Here is a 20,189-nt window from a genome sequence, read left to right as displayed (position 1 = left end):
GTAAAAAAATGGCAAATATAATATCAATCGTTGGTCGTCCGAATGTGGGCAAATCCACATTATTCAATCGCCTTACGGAAAGCCGTAAAGCCATTATGGACAATCAGAGCGGCGTGACCCGCGACCGGCATTACGGTTACGGCGAATGGACAGACCAATATTTTACAGTAATCGACACCGGAGGCTACGTTGTAGGTTCGGAAGATATATTTGAAGGCGCCATAAGGGATCAGGTTGAGCTGGCGATTGAAGAGTCAACAGTCGTTTTGTTTATGGTGGATACCATGACCGGACTTACGGATCTGGACAAGGACTTTGCAAATGTGCTCAGGCGATTCAATAAGCCGGTTTATCTGGTGGCCAACAAGGCGGAAACAACGGAACGTTATCAATCGGCAGCGGAATTTTATGAGCTGGGTATCGGCGATCATATTTATGCTGTTTCGGCACAAACCGGATTTGGAACAGGCGAATTGCTGGATGAGGTCATCAAGCATTTCGAAACAGCCGGAGTCGAAAATCCCGAAGAAGGAATTCCGCGCATTGCGATCATGGGCCGTCCAAACGTAGGAAAATCGTCGTTTCTGAATGTACTTACCGGAACAGACAGGAGCATCGTTACGGATATTGCGGGTACCACGCGTGACGCCATCCATACGCATTACAATGCCTTCGGAATGGAATTCATCCTGACGGACACAGCGGGAATCCGCAGGAAATCGAGGGTAAAAGAAGACATTGAATTTTACTCAACGCTGCGTTCTGTAAAAGCAATGGAAGAATCCGATGTCTGTATCATTCTGCTGGATGCAACACTGGGACTTGAAGGTCAGGATCTTAACATCATTGGTCAGGCGGATAAAGCTAAAAAGGGAATTGTAATCATGGTGAATAAATGGGACCTTGTCGAAAAGGATTCCAAAACGGCCGACACTTACAAGAAAGCATTGCTCGAAAGGCTGGCTCCGATGAACTACATGCCGATCATTTTCGCATCCGTTATTGAAAAACAGCGTATTCATCAGGTGATGGAAAAGGCAATGGAGGTTTACAAAAACAAAACCAAGAAAATTTCCACTTCAAAGCTGAATGAAGTAATGCAGGCGGAAATTGAGAAATATCCGCCGCCCGCAAACCGGGGAAAATACATCAATATCAAATATATGATACAGCTTCCTACACCTTCACCGACGTTTGTGTTTTTCAGCAGCAACCCGAAGCATGTGAAAGAACCGTACTTGCGTTATCTGGAAAACCGAATGCGGGAAAACTTCGATTTCTCGGGCGTTCCGATCACCATCTTTTTCAGGGAGAAATAAAATAGGAAAGTCAGCAAAACAAAAAAGCTGTCGGCTATTGCTGACAGCTTTTTTGTTTTATCCCTAAACCTTTACGTTTCAGAAGGTAAAATCGACATTTCATCTTTTTTGTCTGGTGTGCTGCAACGTTTCCATTTAGTTTTACATCTGTTATAAAAAAGGTACCCCGGTTTGTTTCTAAAAACTTTTTCTAAAAAATTGTTAAAAACAAGGTACTATGTATTGCAAGATACCTAATAAAACATATATATTTGTACTGTCAATGAGTTACATCAAATTCTAACCGGAATTTTCTGAAACAATGAAACATACAGCCATGAAAACGATAAAAATATTTATACTTCTAGTTCTTTTCAGCTTTCAGGCTGGAGCCTCCGGTTACTCGCATAACATGTTTGTAGCGCACAAAAAACTGCAGTCCGGAAAAGAATGCAGCAGCCCGAATGAAAGAATCATTGCCAGGAAGGCAAAAGCGTCAAAATTTCATGTAAAGTTGCCGTCAGCAACCGTAAAGCAGCAAACCATTGCATCTTCTTTCAGCAGCATTTCAGATCAGATGACGCTGAATGACAGAATTCTGGAAGCAGGCCCTGCGTCATTTTTTATTGAAGAGGAAAAGGAAACTTATGACCAGACATTTGTATCCAGGCTCGTTGCAATGATACGCAGTACAATCTGCACCTTTGTAGGATCATCAAAATTTTCAAATTCGTAAACACAATACTTCTATCATCAAAAGAAAAGCTGTAACGGTTTATCCCGTTACAGCTTTTCTTTTTTTATCCTACTGTGTTTGTCAGCGTGCCGATCGGCTCAATGCTGATATGCACAATGTCGCCTTTTTGTAATGTAAAGTCATTCGGAGGAATGATTCCGGTTCCGGTCATCAGATAACATCCGTGCGGAAAAGACATTTCGCGGTAAAGATACTGCAGCAATTCTTCCGGCTTTCTCTTCATTTGTGATAAAGTAACTTCGCCGTTAAATACCTCTTCGCCTTCGCGGACAATTGACAAATCAATAACAGTATCGCCGGACAACGCATATTCCGGTACGTACAGACAAGGCCCGAGGGCTGCGCTGCCGGTATATGACTTGGCTTGCGGAAGGTACAACGGGTTTTCGCCTTCGATGCTCCTGGAACTCATATCGTTACCAATTGTATAACCCACAAGTGTTCCGGATTCCGAAGCAAATAATGTAAGTTCCGGTTCCGGTACATTCCATGAAGAATCCCGGCGTATGCGTACTGTTCCGTGATTGCCTACAACCCGCCAGGAGGCGGATTTGAAAAAAAGCTCAGGACGTTCGGCTTCATATACCTTGTCATAAAAACTGGCGCCACCGGCCATTTCCGATTCTTCCATCCGTGCAGTACGGCTTCTGAAATAAGTAACACCGGATGCCCATACTTCCTGCGAACCAATTGGCGCAAGAATTTCCGGCATAGGAATATCGTTTGTAAAAGTCAGCGGAATCAGGCTTTCAATCTGTATTTCCAGCCAATCAAACAGGTTGTCTCTGTTAACCACCAAATCCCAGTCTTGTTCATGCAAACGATAGAAAGTGTCTTCTTTTTCAAGCAGAATGCCGTTTTCTGTTTTATATAACTTCATACATTGCGGATGGTTAGTTCAGATGCAATAAGTCCTGTACTTATTTTCTTTACTCTAAAAAGCAGTTAGCTATAAGCTTTTAGCCATTAGCTACTGGCTATTAGCTGTTATTCATTAGCTTTTAGCTTTGAAACAATCACGAAAATTACATTTTTATAAAATTCTCTTTACTAAATATCTATTTCCTGACAGCTAAAAGCTAACCGCTAACAGCCTTTCAAACCTTGTCTTTCAAAAACGCAGCCGTATAATTATTTTCCAGTTTCAGCATTTCTTCAGGCGTTCCGGCAAAGGTAAGATAGCCGCCGCCATCGCCGCCTTCCGGCCCGAGATCCAGAATCCAGTCCGCATTTTTGATGATTTCCATGTTATGCTCGATAATAATGACGGTATCGCCCTGTTCCACAAGCGCATTGATTGCTTTCAGCAGTTTTTTAATATCGTGAAAATGAAGTCCGGTCGTCGGCTCATCGAAAATAAAGAGCATTTTGCCTTTGTTGGAAGAACCTTTTCCCAGAAATGAAGCCAGTTTCACACGCTGCGCTTCACCGCCCGACAATGTATTGGACGATTGTCCGAGCCTTACGTAACCCAGTCCGACTTCCTGAAGCGGCATCAGTTTTTCTGCCAGTTTAGGTTCTTTTGTCTGAAAGAATTCAATGGCATCATCAACAGTCATGTCCAGGATTTCGGCAACGTCTTTTTCCTGATACCGGATTTCCTGGATTTCCTGCTTGAACCTTTTTCCGTTACAGCCTTCGCACGTCAGATAAATGTCAGCCATAAACTGCATTTCAATTTTCACCTGACCTTCGCCCTGACATATTTCGCACCGGCCGCCGTCCACGTTGAAAGAAAAATGGGACGGTTTGTAGCTTCTGGCTTTTGAAAGCGGAAGATCCGCCATCATCTGCCGGATATAATCGTAAGCTTTGATGTAAGTAACCGGATTGGAACGGGACGATTTACCAATCGGGTTTTGGTCAATCATTTCAACGGCTTCAATGCGGTCAAGATCGCCGGACAGATCGTCAAACCGGCCGACTTCCTCACTGAATTCACCTTTCAGGCGCATCAATGCCGGATAAAGGATTTTCCGGATCAGCGTCGATTTTCCCGAGCCGCTTACGCCGGTCACAACCGTAAGCGCATTCAGCGGGATTTTTACATTCAATTCTTTAAGATTGTTTTCCCTTGCGCCCTTGATTTCAAGGAAATGCAATGATTTTCTTCTTATTGTCGGAACAGAAATGGAATCGTTTCCAAGCAGGAAATCGAGTGTATGCGATTTCACGTCCGAATCGTCGCTGTTGATGTAATCCGAATTTTTCAGCTCCGAAATGTCTTCCCAGTTTCCCTGAAAAACAACATGTCCTCCGCCAGTTCCGGCTTCCGGACCAATATCAATAATCTGGTCTGCGGCATGCATGACTTCTTCTTCGTGCTCCACAACAATTACTGTATTTCCCAGATCACGTAAAGACTGAAGTACGCCGACCAGCCTTTGCGTATCTCTCGGATGAAGCCCGATGCTGGGTTCATCCAGAATGTACATGGAGCCGACAAGCGCACTTCCGAGCGAAGTCGCCAGTTTGATCCGCTGAAATTCACCGCCTGAAAGTGAATTTGTCAGTCGGTTTAAAGTTAAATAACCCAGTCCGACACGGATCATATAATCCAGCCGGTTTTCAATTTCGGTCAGTACGCGTCTGGCAACATCGCGGTCATGCTCGCCCAGTTCCAGCTTTTTGAAGAATGTGGAAACATCCCGGATCGGCATCAGCACAAGATCCGTAATGGAAGCATTTCCGACTTTTACATAAGACGCATCCTTCCGCAGGCGTGAACCGCGGCAATCGGGGCAAGTTGTACGTCCGCGGAAACGCGAAAGCATCACGCGGTACTGGATTTTATACGTTTGCGATTCGAGCTCTGCTATAAACGCATTAATTCCCTGAAAATATTGATTGCCCGTCCAGAGCAGTTCTTTCTGGGCAGGCGTAAGGTCTTTGTAAGGCCGGTGTATCGGAAAATCAAACTTCATGCCGTTGCGGACAAGCGGCACAAGCCATTCATTCATTTTCTCGGTACGCCACGGCGCAATGGCTCCTTCGTAAACGGAAAGGTTTTTGTCAGGAAAAATAAGGTCCGGATCAATTCCCAGCACTTTTCCAAAGCCTTCGCATCTTTTACAGGCACCGTAAGGGTTATTAAAGCTGAAAAGATTTACGGTCGGCTCTTCAAACGTAATGCCGTCCAGTTCAAATTTGTCTGAAAAAGTTTTGGTTATGCCGTTGACAATCCGAACAATACACAAACCTTCGCCTTCAAAAAAAGCGGTTTGCACCGAATCGGAAAGACGGTATTGCGTATCCTCGTCGTCGTGCTTTATGGCGGCGCGGTCAATCAATATAAAAATACGGTTTCCAGCTTGTGAATACTGATCCGAATTTTCCAGAATATCTTCAATGGCGACAACTTCATCGTTCAGGACGATACGTGTATACCCTTTTGAAAGTAAAATGGTCAGTTCTTCGCGCTGCGACCGTCCATCGCGGATCAGAAGCGGCGCCAGTATCATGACGCGTGTTCCTTCTTCCTGTTCCAGCAAATAATTGACAACGTCGGTAACCGAATCTTTTTTCACCAGCTCACCGGAAACAGGCGAGTAAGTCTGGCCGATTCGTGCAAAAAGCAGTTTCAGATAATCGTAAATTTCCGTAGAAGTTCCAACCGTCGAACGCGGATTGCGGGTATTTACCTTTTGTTCAATGGCAATGGCCGGAGAAATGCCTTTTATATACTCCACTTCGGGTTTCTCCATTCTTCCCAGAAACTGGCGGGCATAGCTGCTCAGACTTTCCACATACATGCGCTGGCCTTCTGCAAACAGCGTATCGAAGGCAAGCGAAGATTTGCCGGAGCCGGAAAGACCCGTAATCACCACCAGCTTGTTGCGCGGAATAGCTACATCAATATTTTTAAGATTATTAACGCGGGCACCTTTAATCAGAATGTACTGTCTCGGATCCAGATCATTGAACTGAGCAGCCTCAATCCGTGGTACAGGTAAATGCATCATAGGAGAAAATGAAATAAAATCCGGCACAAATTCGTCAGTGTACCGATCTTTATACTAACCAAAAGTTACGTTATTTAGTTTGTCTTTGTAAGAAGGGAACCGTGCAATGCGCAAATGTTACAGTTTTACTTGATTTGCCTTTACAAAAGTCATTCCCATTTCTTCGGCTTTTTCAAAAATAGCATCGGCCAGATGCCCCCAGTTGGTTACGTCCGACATGCAATCTGAAAGAATCTTTATTTTAGGAGCAAGTTCCGGCGCATATTTCATAAGCTGGCTGATGCTCGTTGCCACGCAATGCGAACGTGCTTCGCCGGCAATGAATAGCTGATCAAAAGCAGCCAGCTCATTCAGTAAATTCCGGTCAAGTTCTGTTTCCGGCGCATTTTCAACAGGAACCTGCGCGCGAAAAATACCGAAATGCTCTGTTAACGGATTGGTTCCTTTGGATATTGCCCTGTATTCTCTTCCGGTGCTGTGCGTCCAGGCCAGAATGGCGCTCATAATGGTGTCATCAAGCGCATTGCCACGCGATCCGGTGAGACAATGTTCCGGCCAGATAAAATGTTTGAATTCACCTTCATTTTCCAGTGTTTCCAGGTATTTGACAACATACTCCTTGTGAAAACGCGGAATCCATTTACCGTCTTTTACGGCCTGCGAAGTAATCAGCGTAAAAGGAGCGACCGTATTTCCGTTCCGGTCTTCCCAGAAAAGCGGATGCGCAATATCCAGCACTTTATGCGTGTCGAGCGTTACAAAAACAGCGTCTAAGTTTTTTCCTTCCAGCGCAATCAGCTGCGCAATGCGCCTGACGTCTTCTTCCGCTCCGGGCACGTATAACGAGCCTTTGGGGTCACAAAAATCAAACTGCGCGTCAATGATCAGTAATGCGGTTTTTTCCATATCGGGCGTTTCGTCAGTAAATTGGCAGGATTATTCTTCCAGTTCCTGCGGCAGTTCCAGTTGTTTAGCGTACGTTTTTGAACAAAGGCTGAATACCATTTTAAGCATCCGGTTTGTATCTTTTATATAATCCACGCGGTAATCTTCATCCAGCCTGTTCAGACCGTTCAGGATGGTTTGCGCTTTTTTTGCAATATACAAAGCACAGGTGTCTGCGCGGGAAGAATACGTTCTGAGTATGTCCGGATATTTTTCAAGGAATGTGTTCAGCAGAAACAGGTTAAGTTCGATACCGCCGATTTTGTCCTTCGTAACCTTCACATGATATGAAATATCGCCGCTCAGGTTCCGCAGATCCATCAAAATCCAGCCCGGCGTATTCTGGTTGAAATTAGATATTCTTACAATGCGGCCCATTATTTCTTCGCGGCGTTCGGGAACGGTTGCACTGTCTTCAATAAGCTCAAAATGCAGCCTGTCCGTTAATGTTTTATCCTTTGTAATTAGCCTTAGCAACAGTTTATCCTTTTCTTTGGCAGGCATCTGGATAATTGCCTTTTTAAGCTGATCGGGTAACGCCATTCAAAATCCTTTTGATAACTTTATTTAAATTCCCAAAACCGGGATCCTAACTTTATGTGTCGTTTGCGGCTCAAAGTCTTTTGACAAAAATATCAGATATGAGTAAATATTTCTCAATCAGTTTAACGCTTGCCATTATTTTAGTTTTCGGATTTACGCTTTTCAATAATGTCCTGAATGCACCCACTTTTGACGATTACAATACAACACTGGATTTTATCCGCCGGTTTTATTTTGAAAACAATTCTTTCGGCGGAAAAGTCTCTGAACTATTCAACCGTCATAACGAACACAGAATACTGATTTCAAAAGCTGCGGCTGCCGTTTATTACCGCCTTTTCCATTATATCAACTTTGCGCATCTGATCCTTTTTCAGAATCTGTTTTTTGCCGGGTTCTTTATCTTGGTACTGGCGCTTATGAAGCAGCAAAAGCAACTGGTTTCCGAAACGGTACTTTTTATAACGGCATTTCTGGCCAGTTTGTCTTTCTGGCAGGTTACGTTTTATTACTGGGGCGGCATTCAGCATTATACTGTCTTTTTCTTTTCGTTTTTAAGTCTTTTTCTGCTGAACAAAACGCCGGAGCGGCCGGACGGCAATTTTCTTGCATCCGTGTTGGCTGCGTTACTGGCCGTACTTTCATTTGGAAATGGCTTTATCGTATTATTTCTGGGCGCTTTTTTACTGTTTGCACAAAAGAAGCGGTTCTTGCTTTTTATATGGGGTACGATTTCGCTTGTACTTCTATTCATTACTTTTCTCCCGCGTCCGGAAATCGGCGCTACGGCTCATGCAGCGTTTGATTTCGGATGGATGGCGCGGCTGCTGTTTACTTTTCTGGGCAGCTTTATTTATGTCAATCCGCCGGCAGGTGTGCACATAAACATTATTTTGTGCATGATTACAGGACTTGCTGTTGCAGTTTGCTGGCTTTGGCTTTTCCTGAAAGGATATGCTTTCAGGAATCCGCTATTGTATTGTCTGCTTTCCTTTCCGGTTCTGACGGGCATCATTATTTCCATTTCAAGGTTTGAAACAAAGGCCGCCGGAGGCATAGCGCCACGTTACATGTTTTTTACAGCTGCAATCCCGGTTTTTCTGCTCCTTATTTTTATGGATATGAAAATCATTACAAAAAGTCATCTGAAGTTTATTGCAGCGTTCGGCGTAGTGATTTGGGGAATCAGCTTCCACAATAATCTTTCGGCACTCAAAGACATGAACAAAGAGCAGGTTGCAACCATTATGAAGTGGAAAACGGATCCGGCTACGCCGCTGATTTATTACCGTGAAGCCAAAACCTACTCGGATATTATGTCCTGGGCATTGGCTCACCGTGTCGTAAAACTGCCTGCTCCGGAAAATTATCCAATTGATAAATCATGGTAAAAATGTGTGTTCCGTATTGCGCAAAGGGATGTTTCGCAGTTAACTTGCAGCATTTTAAATCAAATTCTATATACACATTATGATTTCAGTAGCCATGTGTACTTACAACGGGGCAAAGTTTTTGTCTGAACAGTTGAGGAGCATTGCTGACCAGACGCTCGCTGTCGATGAGCTGGTTGTATGCGACGACAGGTCAAATGACAATTCTATACATATTCTGAAAACTTTTGCCGCCACAAGTCCTTTTCCGGTCCATATCCATATAAATGAACAGAATCTCGGCTCAACCAAAAACTTTGAAAAATGCCTGACATTGTGTAAAGGTGACGTTATTTTCCTTTGTGATCAGGATGACTTGTGGAGAGAAGACAAAGTGCAGAAACAAATTGATTACCTGAATGAACATCCGCAAACCGACGCTGTTTTTTCGGACGGACTTCTGATTGACGACAATTCCAAGCCTACCGGAATCACAATCTGGCAGGAAATAGAATTTAATCAGCCGGGACAAAACAAATGGAAAAGCGGAAAGCCGCATGAAATTCTTTTTAACGGGTTTGTCGTCACCGGTGCAACGCTTGCCATCCGGAAATCCTGTCTGGAAAGGCTCATTCCCTTTCCGACGCATGTTCCCGATCTGATTCATGACGCCTGGATCGCCGTTGTACTGAGCCTTGAAAACAAAATCGATTTCATTGCCGATACTTTGATCATGTACCGGATCCATTCCAGCCAGCAGGTCGGGTTCGGAAGCCGGCTTGAAAAAGTGCAGCTGAAAGACCGGCTGCTGCGGGACCGTGAGGAAAAGCTTGTTCCATTAAAAGAAAAGGCAAACAAACTCAACGAACTTTACCTTTTGCTAAGGTCCGTACCCTTTATTCCGAGAGAGAAACTGATCAAACTGTACTTATCGCAAAAGCATTTCAACCGCCGGGCATCTCTTCCGAAAACACGTTATAAAAGACTTACGCCTATTCTCAATCAGCTTGTGAGAGGTTATTACAAATTCAGCAGTAAAGACTGGTGGCTGCCTGCCATTGGCGACTTGCTGGAATAGTTTTCAGGTTTATGAACAGTTCACAAAGTGATCCTTCCGTTGTAGTTGTCATTCCGGTTTATCAATCCCGGTTATCCGAAGCTGAAAAGCTGTCTTTAAAGCAGTGTATGACCGTTTTACAAGGTTACCCTGTAAAAGTTTTCAAGCCCCGGAGCTTAAACCTTGATCACCTGAAAGAACAATATCCTGCCATGGACCTGATCTCATTGGATGACGCACATTTCACCGGCATTGACGCTTATAACCAACTGCTTGTTTCCATCGAGTTTTACAGGTCGTTTCTGCCGTATGAGTACATGCTGATTTATCAGCTGGACGCATTTGTGTTCCGGGACGAACTGATGCACTGGTGCCGGAAAGGATATGATTACATCGGCGCGCCTTCTTTGCACCAGAGCGAATTTGATGCGCTTCCGGAAAGTTCGGCAAATGTATTTTCAGCTGCATTGTCCAGCCGCCGTTACGTACTCAACGGAGGCCTTTCCCTACGCAGGATTCCGTCATTTATCCGTTACCTGAAAATCTACAACCGTTTTTACCCGCCCTGGAAAGGCAATGAAGACATGCTTTTTTCACAGGAAGCTACGCGCCTTTTTCCCATGAAACTGTTTCTGAAACTTCCATCCTGGCAGGAAGCCATGCATTTTTCTTTTGAAAAAAGTCCGGCCGCTACATTCGAGCTTACAAATCATGAACTTCCGTTTGCATGCCATGCGTGGGAACGTTATGATCCGCAATTCTGGACAGCGCATATTCCTGTTAATTAGGGAGTTCGCTGCGTTTAACAATTTTTAACAAACTATCAGAGCCGTTCGGGCGTTTTTTCGGATATTTATTAAAGATTAAATTTTTACAGTCATGAATGTCAAGTCATTATTAGTATTCCTTCTTACTATATGGACTTCCGTCAATACCAGCTTCGGACAAATTACCGAGAGCCCGAAAGTGGACGAGCAGTCTGCGCCATATGTAAAGATCAAGCGCGTGGAGCTTACAGGCCAGCATACGGTTATTTATCTGCAGTTCACGGAAAACAAATCTTCATCTCCACTTATGCCGCAGCTGAAACTGTACGGATTGCCTGATATGAAAAGTCCGGATATGCAAAATATGGGTAAAAACCAGATCTGGCTGGATCCTGAAACGAGATTGTACAAGCCCGGCGAAATTGAGAAAAAGTACAAGCTGATCAAAGCGGAAAATATTCCGACCACAACGACAAAAGGTGTAACGCCGGGAGAAAAGGTGGATTTTGTCGCATATTTTGAAAAGCTGCCGCCGGGAGTTGAAGTGTTTGACTTTTATGAAGGCCGCAGTTCGCAAGGATCACAGACATGGAATTTTTACGGAATTCACATTAAGAACCCTTTGAATAAAACGCCTAAAACGACAGCAAAAGTCGAAAAGCCTGTTAAAAAACCGGTTGAAACGCCTCCTGCCGAAACGGCACCTGTTGAAAAACCGAAACCGCTGAAGAAGGAAACAGAAACTGCAGGTACCGCTGCTGTTCTGAAAGGGACTGTTTACAATATAAAAACCAGACAGCCGGTTGCAGCACAGATTACTTATGTTGAAAAAGGAGATTCACTACAGGTCAAATCCTCGTCGGGCAAGTTCCGGATCGGTATGGACCTTCAGGAAAAATATACTTTGCGCGTGACGGCAAAAGGATATTACGGTTCTTCATTTGAAATTTCCCCGGCGGATTCGGCAAGCCGCAGTGCGTTTGAGCAGGATCTTTATCTGACACCGCTGGCTGTGGGAGAAACGATTACGCTTCCGAATATTTACTTTGAGACTTCCAAGTTTACGCTTTTACCCGAATCATCCAGTGAACTGGATCAGCTTGTGCAGATGATGAAGGACAATCCGGAAATCCGCATCCGCGTGGAAGGCCATACAGACAATGTCGGAGATTTTGACAAAAATCTTGAACTTTCCAGAAAAAGGGCAGAAGCAGTTCAGGAATATCTTTTAAATAAAGGAATTGATTCCGGCCGAATCGAAGCCAAAGGATATGGAGGAACCCGGCCACTGACCAAAGGAAGCGATGAGGAACGCAGGAAAAACAGAAGGGTTGAGTTTGTAATTACGAACGTGTAGTTCCCGATTTCAGCTCTTTATGTAAAAGCTCAGGCTTGAAGGTTTTCCTTTGGGCCTGAGCTTTTCATTTAAAACAATGCAGCAAAAATTATCTTGCCTTGATAATGTTAGTGAATTCTCTTGATTTCAATGACGCACCGCCTACAAGTCCGCCGTCGATATCGGGAGAAGCAAACAGTTCAGGCGCACTTGCCGCCGTTACGCTTCCGCCATAAAGAATAGAAATTTCCTGCGCAACTTCTTCGCCGTATTTCGATGCAATGTGCTGACGCAAAGCTGCGTGCATTTCTTGCGCCTGCAATGCCGAAGCAGTAAGCCCGGTGCCGATTGCCCAGATCGGTTCATACGCAATAACAACCGAAAGCAGCTGCTCGGCAGATAAATGGAAAAGACTTTCTGTGATCTGGTTTTTTACAAATCCGATGTAATCCTCATTTTGTCTTTGTTTGAGCGATTCGCCGCAGCAGAAAATCGGAGAAACGCCATTTTCCAGCGCCGTATTGACCTTTTCAGCCAGCAATTCATTGGATTCATGAAAATACTGACGGCGCTCGCTGTGTCCGATCAGCACATATTCCACACCAATTGATTGCAGCATCTGTGCAGAGATTTCTCCGGTAAATGCACCCGAAACTTTGTCGGAACAATTTTGTGCAGCCAGAGCGAAATTCGGTGAATTTTCTATATATTTTTTAATGACCGTCAGATAAATGGCAGGCGGGCAAAGTATGATTCTGACATCGCCCTGTACTTCGTCCTGAGCCATCGTAATCAGTTCGGAAGTAAGTGCAACTGCCTCATCCAGAACCTTGTTCATTTTCCAGTTACCGGCAACAATTTTTTTACGCATGGGAAAATTTTTATTGTGAAAAAACGTCTATTTACGCAACAAAAGTACCATATTTTCATCATTTACATGATTATCCGTAAATGTTCTGAAAAATTGCAGAAAGTTTGTAAATAGAAAGATTTTTTTGTGTTTAATTAAGGTAAATAGTATTAATTTTACTCTAAATAACCGATCAGGCTAAAATCGGCACTTAGTATGGCGGACGGAGAGAAAAGCAGCAGCAAGCTGCTTGTAACCAAAGGGTTTTTGATGTTAATACAGGAGTTTCGAACTTAGAATTTAAAGAAAGGAGGCCACGATGAAAACGTCTAAGTGGTTTATAACAGCAGTCATATTTTTTACGATCAGCGTATCCTTTGCAGAATCAATAGATGTTCCCCCGGTTTCTGAGGAAAAGTATGGTTATTTTTTGGAAAAAAACCGCAAATCTGCCCGCATCCGCTTTGAACTGCATTCAAATCTGATCCTTTTGTATGCAAAAATCAACGACACCGATTCGCTCCGCTTTATTCTGGATACGGGAGTAAGTTCCATCATCATCACCGATCCCAACGTTCTGAAGCCCGACAAACTCCGGCTGACCAGAAAAGTAAATCTGACCGGCGCGGGAGAAGGCAAGGCCATTGCGGCGCATGTAGCCATTGACAACCGGTTTTCAATGGGCAGGTTAAAAGCCAATCATCAGAATATCGTTGTGCTGGAAGATGATTTCCTGCGCCTTTCGGAGTACGTCGGCGTTCCGGTTCACGGCATTTTCGGCTATGAAATATTCAACAATTTTGTCGTCACGATTGATTTTTCCAAAAAGGAGCTTATTCTGATGCGTCCGGATAATTACCGTTACAAAACAAGCAAAGGCGACAAGCACAAGCTCATTATTGAAGATACCAAACCTTTTACGGATGCCGTAACGCTGTTTGCCGATGGCCGCGAACGCCCGATCCGCGTTCTGATCGATACCGGCGCAGGCCATGCGTTGTTACTGAACAATTCGCCCAAAGAATCCTTCCGGTTGCCGGAAAAAGTGATCCGGGCGCAGCTTGGACGCGGTCTGAACGGCGTGATCAACGGCAACCTTGGCCGGATCGACAAACTGCGGCTCGGACGTTTTCAGCTGAACAATATTGTAGCTTCTTTTCCCGACAGCATTGCATTTGCCTCCAAACTGCATCCCGGCTTTGAACGCCAGGGAAATATCGGGTGCGAGCTGCTGCGCCGGTTTAAAGTCACCATGAATTATCAGGAACAATATATGGTGCTCAAACCCGTAAAAAGCCGTTTGCGTGAGAAATTTGAGCATGACATGAGCGGTATGGAAATCCGGGCAGAAGGAAATGACCTGCATTCCTACATTGTCAATCACATCGTAAAAGATTCTCCGGCTTCGCACGCGGGACTTATGGAAGGCGATCAGCTGCTTTTTATCAATAATCATCCGGCAGAAGAACTGAATGTAAGTGAAATATACAAGCTGATGCAGCGCGGCGACGGCAAAAGCATCGATCTGCTTGTGAAGCGCAGAGGAGATATTTTCTTTACACAAATAATCCTGCGAAGAATGATTTAACTACTTTTAAGCCAAACTAAATACACGGCTTAATTTTGGAACGCCTTATTGTAACAGAAGACGGTTCGCATTCTTTGTACAGCTTCCGGCACAACCAGCAGTATCATTCGTTACAGGGAGCGCTTAATGAGTCGGAGCACATTTACATCAACCTTGGCCTGCGTCCTGTACTGGAAAATGCAGCCGGACCGGTTTATGTTTTTGAAATGGGTTTCGGCACAGGATTGAATGCATTACTTGCATGGAAGCTGGCGGACCAGCTTCGGAAACCGGTTTTTTACACCACCGTAGAAGCTTTTCCCGTACTGCCGGAAGAAGCTTCTCTTCTGAATTACGAAGCACTGACCGGCCAGGCTGGATTTATGAAACTTCATGAATGCGCTTGGTCCGAAAAAAACCGCCTTTCGGAAAATTTCTCATTTCAAAAGGAAAATATCCGGCTTCAGGATTATACTTCGGACGTGCTTTTCGACGTCATCTTTTACGATGCATTTGATCCCCGTGCGCAGCCTGAGCTATGGACTTCGGAAACATTCCTTGAAATTGCATCACGGACAAAGCCGGAAGGCATTCTTGTAACCTATTCGTCCAAGGGTATCGTTAAAAGGGCACTGGCCGCAGCTGGCTTTACTGTAAAAAGGCACAAAGGCCCGGGACGGAAAACGCATGTGCTGAAAGCAACAAAAAATTAAAAGGCATTACAAAAATGGATTATAAAAGCATAGTCAGTCAGGAATTGAACGAAGCACAAAAGGTTCTTGAAAATTTCCTGAACGACCCGGAACAAATAGCGAAAATAGAAGCAGCAGCCGGGCTTATGGCCGATTCGATTATCAATAACGGAAAAATCATTTCATGCGGAAATGGCGGTTCGCACTGCGACGCCATGCATTTTGCCGAGGAACTGACCGGCCGTTACCGCGATAACCGCAAGGCTTTGCCCGCCATCTGCATTTCGGATGTAAGTCATCTCAGTTGTGTCAGCAATGATTATGGTTATGAGTTTGTATTTTCAAGATATATTGAAGCCTTGGGCCAGCCGGGCGACATTTTGCTGGGATTGAGCACGAGCGGAAATTCTGCCAATATCATCCGCGCCGTGGAGGCTGCAAAGGCAAAAGGCATGAAAGTGATTCTCATGTCGGGCAAAGACGGCGGGAAACTTGCCGGCGCCGCAGACATTGAAATCCGCGTTCCGCACTTCGGTTATGCCGACCGGATTCAGGAAATACATATCAAGGTAATTCACATTTTCATGCTGCTGATTGAAAAAATGGTTTTGCAGGATTAATTTTTGCCAAAGATTATTTAAAACCTGAAATTCCGGGAAAAGCGCAAACAACAGCTAACAAAATCATGAACGTACGTCCTTCGGCCATCATTCTCAGTAATAATTCCCTTCTTACCCTGCGTTACTGCTACGGCGACAAGCATGTTTATGCTTTGCCCGGCGGTAATCCGGATTCGGGAGAATGCCTTTCCGATGCGCTTGCACGTGAACTGGAAGAAGAACTTGGGATTACTGCAAAAGTAAATACGATGGTTTTCAGCGGTGAAGTTTTATGGCCCGAACTGGGCCGGGAAACATTGCATATGGCCTTTGAAGCCGATATTATCGCCGGCATACCCGAACTGAATCCGGAACAGACAACAGCGCTTGAAATCGTATGGATTCCATTGAATGAACTGGATACAACGCTCATGTACCCGAACATAGGCACGCATATTGCTGCATTTTACCAGAAAAAAATAAGTCCGGGCCATATTGGAGTTATAGATCAGCCTTACATCCAGTAATTCAGTTTTTCTATATATGCCTTCTGCGTTTCTATAAAACAGAAACATCCCGTACTTTTGCATTTTAAATGGCAGCAGGGTAAATGGAAAACGAAAAGAAGGAGAAATTATCCAACTTCTTAATAAGGCGGGCGGAGAAAGATGTATTGTCAAGAGGACGTTCCATTTATAGCAGTGGCGGGCTGAAAGTCTCCAAACTGGACTATAACGGACCCGGTAACGCTGAATTCAAGGTCAAAAGCGACTATTCTATTCAATATTATCAGATCGGAATCCGTGATTTTCTCACGCCTCAGATAACGACCGAGTGTTCTTGTCCTGATAAAAACGGACTTTGCAAACACCGCGTTGCAGCAATCCTGTACATACTCGATAAAATGCCGGCTATCAAGCAGGTGGATTATGAAATGAGCAGTACGGTAATCGAACTGGCGGAAATCAAGGAAATATATCTCAGAAGCCTTGTGCTGGAAGATACCTGGAAAAACAGGGAATCCATTCAGAAAACGGAAATCATTTCTGCAAAAGAAGGCGAAGCGGAATGCCTTGTCGAGGAAAATGGACAGGAATACACGGTTGGAGTTCAGAGAATTAAAGGTACAAAACAGATACATACTTCCTGTACATGCAACAAGAAGTTGTGGGTTCCGCTGTGCGAGCACAAGCTTGCAGCTTTGCTGAAACTCAGGCAGGAACTTGGCGAGCGTGCATTTGAAGTCATGCGCGATCTGACAGCCGAGAAAAGCAGTTTACTGGCAGAATACGGCTATTCGCTTGAAAACGATATCAAAGGCAAATTCGATTTCAAACTGGATGAAGACGGAAAGCTGAATCTGGTTAAGCTCGATCCCGCGATTCAGAAAATAGGGACTTTTCAGGACTGGAATGCTTTAAAGGAAAGAATACTGCCCGTTCAGAACACATCTTTCAGCGTTACAACTGCTGACGGCAGCCAGGATGAAGAAGACCGTATTTCAATATTTATTTTCTGGCCAAAAGGAAAAGATCACTTGCTGGACATCGGCTTCGGCGTATTTTCTGTAAAACACAGCTCTAAATCCGAAAAAATCACCAACATCCGGAACATAGCCGGCGGATCGAGCCATTACTACACGGCTGACGAAATTCCGGTGCTTACAGAAGCAGACGCCAGGCTTGTGCGAATGGCCAAGCATTGGGAAGAAGGCTTGCAGAAATTCATCCGCAAGCAAGGCTGGGCTTACAATGCGTATCTTCACTTTGACGATGTAAGTGCCGAGCAGCGTTACGAAGCCAGAAATTACGTAGGAAAGCAGCTGAACAGGGTTTTTGGCGATCTGGATCCGGAAAGGCTTTACCTCTCTGACGGCGATTATGTAACCAGCAATAACCAGCTTACACAACTTGACCTGCATCGTGATCCGGTCAAAATTTTCTTTGTACTGACTGAAGACAAAGAATTTATAACACTTAATCCGTATGTGGAGCTGAAAGCCGGCAGTCCGGTGGAATTGCAGAAAGTGGTTGCACTCGACAGTTTCTGGCTGGGTATTTACAATGAAAATATCCTTTTCCGCTGGGCGGGCATCAGCGAAGCAGAAATGGTGGCTTACCTGGGCCAGACGGGCTACAAAATTCGTGTCAAGAAAGAATTTTCGGAAAGCTTTTTGTCAGAATGGATTATTCCGCTTACAGAACAGTTTGATGTTATTTTCCAGACGCGCCATGAAGTACAGTCCAAGCCGCTGAATTTCCTCAAACCGCGTATATTTCTTAAAGAGGACGAAGCCAATTTGCTGATCGTGCCTTCCTTTGTTTATGCAGGTGAAAATGATGAAAATGAAATCGAATTCCTGTATGATCAGCGCCGGACCAAAGCCGGCTTTGAAGACAACCGCATTACGATGCTGGAAAGAAATCTGGAATCGGAGGGCGAGATATGGGAATGGATCAGATCACTGAACCCGGTTTTTAAAAACCAGTCCGGACAACCGTTTTTCTATGTTCCGCTGGATCATGTCATGAAAGAAGGCTGGCTATTCAGCTTTGTGGAAGCAGTCGGGAAAAAGAAGTATGAACTTTTAGGTTTCAAGGACCTGAAGAAAATGCGCTTCAATCCAAACCGCGGAACGGTGAAAGTTACGGCTTCTTCAGGAATCGACTGGTTTGACATGCAGGTGGAAATCAGCTTTGGCGATCAGAAGGTTACATTGGCCGACGCTAAAAAAGCTTTGCTTAAAAAACAGAATTACGTTCAGCTTCAAGACGGCTCTCTGGGCGTACTGCCCGAAGAATGGATCAGCAAACTGGAACCGCTGTTACAGTTCGGAAGGGTAGAAGGAGAACAGATTCATTTGTCGAAAATCCATTTTTCCCTGATTGACGAACTTGTATCGGAAATAGACAATGAAGAAGTTTTCCGGGAATTATGGGAGAAAAAGCAAAAGCTGCTCAATTTCAAGCAAATTCCGAATGTTTCGCTTCCGGAAAATGTCAATGCGACATTAAGACAGTATCAGGAAGAAGGATATAAATGGATTCATTTTCTGGATGAATTTGGCTGGGGCGGCTGCCTTGCCGATGATATGGGTCTTGGAAAAACGCTGCAGATGCTGACATTTCTTCAACAGCAGAAAAACCTGAATCCGGAATATACGAACTTGGTCGTAGTTCCTACAACGCTGATTTTCAACTGGCAGGCAGAAGCTGCAAAGTTTACTCCAGACCTGAAATTATACGTACACCGCGGCATGACGCGCCGCAAAGACATTGCTTTTTTCAGAGATTACGATATCATTCTTACGACATACGGAACCATGCGCAGCGATGTGGAACTGCTGCGGAAATTTGATTTCAACTACATTGTTCTGGATGAAGCGCAGGCCATAAAAAATCCAGATTCACTGACTTCCAAAGCATCGCGGTTACTGCATGCGAAAAACCGTCTGACGATGACGGGAACGCCGGTTGAGAACAACACTTTTGATCTGTATTCCCAATTTGAATTCCTGAACCCGGGCATGCTCGGCCATGCGGATTTTTTCAGAGCTGAATATGCAACACCGATTGACAAATATCAGGACAAAGACAAGGCTGCTGAACTGAGGAAACTTGTTTATCCTTTCATGCTGAAGCGGACAAAGGAAGAAGTCGCTACGGATTTGCCGGATAAAACCGAAACGATCCTGTTCTGCGAAATGGGTAACAAGCAGCGCAAGGTTTATGACACTTTCCGCGAAAGATACCGGCTTGAAATTGCAGAAAAACTGGCTACCGAAGGTCTGAACAAAAGCAGCTTTCTTATTTTGGAAGCATTGCTTAAGCTTCGCCAGATTTGTGATTCTCCATCCATTTTGTCAGGCGATGAAGATTATGGAAACGAATCGGCCAAGCTGGAAGAAATCACAAGGGAAATAGAGGAAAATGCGTCCAATCACAAGATCCTGATATTTAGCCAGTTTCTGGGAATGCTGGATCTGATCCGCAAGCATCTGGAGAAAATAAACATTCCGTACGAATATCTGGACGGGCAAACCGTTGACAGAGCCGGACGGGTAAACCGTTTTCAGAATGACCAGACATGCAGGGTATTTCTGATGAGCCTGAAAGCCGGCGGTGTCGGGCTCAATCTTACGGAAGCGGATTATGTTTACCTTGTAGACCCTTGGTGGAACCCTGCCGTGGAAAGGCAGGCGATTGACCGCACGCATCGCATCGGACAAACGCGAAAGGTGTTTGCATATAAAATGATCTGCAAGGATACCATTGAAGAAAAGATTCTTTTGCTTCAGCAACGCAAACAGGATCTTGCCGAAGATCTCGTCGGAGGTGAATCCGGGTTTATCAAAAAATTAAGTCAGGAAGATATAATGGGTCTTTTTAGCTGATTTAAACCATTGTTCACCCAATTACCCAGAATTTCACTTTCTGGTGAAATATT

General features: G+C 44.5%; 16 protein-coding genes. 11 read left to right on the top strand and 5 right to left on the bottom strand.

Annotation, left to right across the window (positions count from 1 at the left end):
• Positions 1 to 8: 8 nt before the first annotated feature.
• Positions 9 to 1,319: a ribosome biogenesis GTPase Der gene (gene der, locus FEM55_RS23865; protein WP_138283843.1), complete on the top strand. Its 1,311-nt coding sequence runs from the start codon at positions 9 to 11 to the stop codon at positions 1,317 to 1,319.
• A 316-nt stretch (positions 1,320 to 1,635) separates the two neighbouring features.
• On the top strand, positions 1,636 to 2,034 hold the full coding sequence (locus FEM55_RS23860) for a hypothetical protein (protein ID WP_138283842.1): 399 nt from the start codon (positions 1,636 to 1,638) through the stop codon (positions 2,032 to 2,034).
• 64 nt (positions 2,035 to 2,098) lie between these two features.
• Here the strand turns inward: FEM55_RS23860 and FEM55_RS23855 are convergent, their stop codons facing one another.
• From FEM55_RS23855 to FEM55_RS23840, 4 genes are all read right to left on the bottom strand, one after another.
• The gene (locus tag FEM55_RS23855; RefSeq protein WP_138283841.1) at positions 2,099 to 2,935 is read right to left on the bottom strand and encodes a fumarylacetoacetate hydrolase family protein; all 837 of its coding nucleotides are present in this window, start codon (positions 2,933 to 2,935) and stop codon (positions 2,099 to 2,101) included.
• A gap of 217 nt (positions 2,936 to 3,152) precedes the next feature.
• Positions 3,153 to 6,017, bottom strand: coding sequence for an excinuclease ABC subunit UvrA (gene uvrA, locus FEM55_RS23850; protein ID WP_138283840.1), 2,865 nt, complete (start codon positions 6,015 to 6,017; stop codon positions 3,153 to 3,155).
• A 117-nt stretch (positions 6,018 to 6,134) separates the two neighbouring features.
• Entirely contained in the window at positions 6,135 to 6,923 is a 789-nt protein-coding gene (locus FEM55_RS23845) for a cysteine hydrolase family protein (protein WP_138283839.1), read from the bottom strand.
• A gap of 30 nt (positions 6,924 to 6,953) precedes the next feature.
• Positions 6,954 to 7,505 carry a hypothetical protein gene (locus FEM55_RS23840; RefSeq protein ID WP_138283838.1) on the bottom strand — a complete coding sequence of 184 codons (552 nt, stop codon included), beginning with the start codon at positions 7,503 to 7,505 and terminating at the stop codon, positions 6,954 to 6,956.
• A 98-nt stretch (positions 7,506 to 7,603) separates the two neighbouring features.
• Between FEM55_RS23840 and FEM55_RS23835 the strand changes: the two genes are divergently transcribed.
• From FEM55_RS23835 to FEM55_RS23820, 4 genes are all read left to right on the top strand, one after another.
• A complete protein-coding gene (locus FEM55_RS23835; protein ID WP_138283837.1) occupies positions 7,604 to 8,896 on the top strand; it encodes a hypothetical protein in 1,293 nt (430 codons plus the stop codon).
• Positions 8,897 to 8,975: 79 nt separating this feature from the next.
• On the top strand, positions 8,976 to 9,953 hold the full coding sequence (locus tag FEM55_RS23830; protein WP_138283836.1) for a glycosyltransferase family 2 protein: 978 nt from the start codon (positions 8,976 to 8,978) through the stop codon (positions 9,951 to 9,953).
• Positions 9,954 to 9,964: 11 nt separating this feature from the next.
• Positions 9,965 to 10,720, top strand: a complete 756-nt coding sequence (locus FEM55_RS23825; protein WP_138283835.1) for a DUF5672 family protein — start codon at positions 9,965 to 9,967, stop codon at positions 10,718 to 10,720.
• Between the two features lie 91 nt (positions 10,721 to 10,811).
• Complete coding sequence (locus FEM55_RS23820) at positions 10,812 to 12,056, top strand: OmpA family protein (protein WP_138283834.1); 1,245 nt, start codon at positions 10,812 to 10,814, stop codon at positions 12,054 to 12,056.
• Positions 12,057 to 12,144: 88 nt separating this feature from the next.
• On the opposite strand, the gene tpiA is transcribed toward FEM55_RS23820, so the two are convergent.
• Positions 12,145 to 12,906 carry a triose-phosphate isomerase gene (gene tpiA / locus FEM55_RS23815; RefSeq protein WP_138283833.1) on the bottom strand — a complete coding sequence of 254 codons (762 nt, stop codon included), beginning with the start codon at positions 12,904 to 12,906 and terminating at the stop codon, positions 12,145 to 12,147.
• A gap of 298 nt (positions 12,907 to 13,204) precedes the next feature.
• Between tpiA and FEM55_RS23810 the strand changes: the two genes are divergently transcribed.
• The 5 genes from FEM55_RS23810 to FEM55_RS23790 all read left to right on the top strand — a co-directional run bounded on the left by FEM55_RS23810 (position 13,205) and on the right by FEM55_RS23790 (position 20,136).
• On the top strand, positions 13,205 to 14,473 hold the full coding sequence (locus FEM55_RS23810; protein WP_138283832.1) for an aspartyl protease family protein: 1,269 nt from the start codon (positions 13,205 to 13,207) through the stop codon (positions 14,471 to 14,473).
• A gap of 35 nt (positions 14,474 to 14,508) precedes the next feature.
• A complete protein-coding gene (gene mnmC2, locus FEM55_RS23805) occupies positions 14,509 to 15,165 on the top strand; it encodes a tRNA (5-methylaminomethyl-2-thiouridine)(34)-methyltransferase MnmC2 (RefSeq protein WP_138283831.1) in 657 nt (218 codons plus the stop codon).
• Between the two features lie 14 nt (positions 15,166 to 15,179).
• Positions 15,180 to 15,764, top strand: coding sequence for a D-sedoheptulose 7-phosphate isomerase (lpcA, locus tag FEM55_RS23800; protein ID WP_138283830.1), 585 nt, complete (start codon positions 15,180 to 15,182; stop codon positions 15,762 to 15,764).
• 65 nt (positions 15,765 to 15,829) lie between these two features.
• Complete coding sequence (locus FEM55_RS23795) at positions 15,830 to 16,270, top strand: NUDIX domain-containing protein (RefSeq protein ID WP_138283829.1); 441 nt, start codon at positions 15,830 to 15,832, stop codon at positions 16,268 to 16,270.
• Between the two features lie 83 nt (positions 16,271 to 16,353).
• The gene (locus FEM55_RS23790) at positions 16,354 to 20,136 is read left to right on the top strand and encodes an SNF2-related protein (protein ID WP_138283828.1); all 3,783 of its coding nucleotides are present in this window, start codon (positions 16,354 to 16,356) and stop codon (positions 20,134 to 20,136) included.
• Positions 20,137 to 20,189 lie beyond the last annotated feature (53 nt).

The organism is Dyadobacter sediminis (assembly GCF_005860765.1).
Lineage (GTDB): Bacteria > Bacteroidota > Bacteroidia > Cytophagales > Spirosomataceae > Dyadobacter > Dyadobacter sediminis.
Note: the sequence above shows the minus strand (reverse complement) of the source record. Positions and strands in the feature narration are given on the sequence as shown.

Bases quoted from the DNA above. Each gene is read 5' to 3' on its own strand.
- FEM55_RS23830 (WP_138283836.1), top strand. From the start codon at position 8,976: ATGATTTCAGTAGCCATGTGTACTTACAACGGGGCAAAGTTTTTGTCT.
- FEM55_RS23790 (WP_138283828.1), top strand. From the start codon at position 16,354: ATGGAAAACGAAAAGAAGGAGAAATTATCCAACTTCTTAATAAGGCGG.
- FEM55_RS23845 (WP_138283839.1), bottom strand. From the start codon at position 6,923: ATGGAAAAAACCGCATTACTGATCATTGACGCGCAGTTTGATTTTTGT.
- tpiA (WP_138283833.1), bottom strand. From the start codon at position 12,906: ATGCGTAAAAAAATTGTTGCCGGTAACTGGAAAATGAACAAGGTTCTG.
- lpcA (WP_138283830.1), top strand. From the start codon at position 15,180: ATGGATTATAAAAGCATAGTCAGTCAGGAATTGAACGAAGCACAAAAG.
- uvrA (WP_138283840.1), bottom strand. From the start codon at position 6,017: ATGATGCATTTACCTGTACCACGGATTGAGGCTGCTCAGTTCAATGAT.
- FEM55_RS23820 (WP_138283834.1), top strand. From the start codon at position 10,812: ATGAATGTCAAGTCATTATTAGTATTCCTTCTTACTATATGGACTTCC.
- FEM55_RS23825 (WP_138283835.1), top strand. From the start codon at position 9,965: ATGAACAGTTCACAAAGTGATCCTTCCGTTGTAGTTGTCATTCCGGTT.
- FEM55_RS23795 (WP_138283829.1), top strand. From the start codon at position 15,830: ATGAACGTACGTCCTTCGGCCATCATTCTCAGTAATAATTCCCTTCTT.
- FEM55_RS23810 (WP_138283832.1), top strand. From the start codon at position 13,205: ATGAAAACGTCTAAGTGGTTTATAACAGCAGTCATATTTTTTACGATC.
- FEM55_RS23835 (WP_138283837.1), top strand. From the start codon at position 7,604: ATGAGTAAATATTTCTCAATCAGTTTAACGCTTGCCATTATTTTAGTT.
- der (WP_138283843.1), top strand. From the start codon at position 9: ATGGCAAATATAATATCAATCGTTGGTCGTCCGAATGTGGGCAAATCC.
- FEM55_RS23840 (WP_138283838.1), bottom strand. From the start codon at position 7,505: ATGGCGTTACCCGATCAGCTTAAAAAGGCAATTATCCAGATGCCTGCC.
- FEM55_RS23855 (WP_138283841.1), bottom strand. From the start codon at position 2,935: ATGAAGTTATATAAAACAGAAAACGGCATTCTGCTTGAAAAAGAAGAC.
- FEM55_RS23860 (WP_138283842.1), top strand. From the start codon at position 1,636: ATGAAAACGATAAAAATATTTATACTTCTAGTTCTTTTCAGCTTTCAG.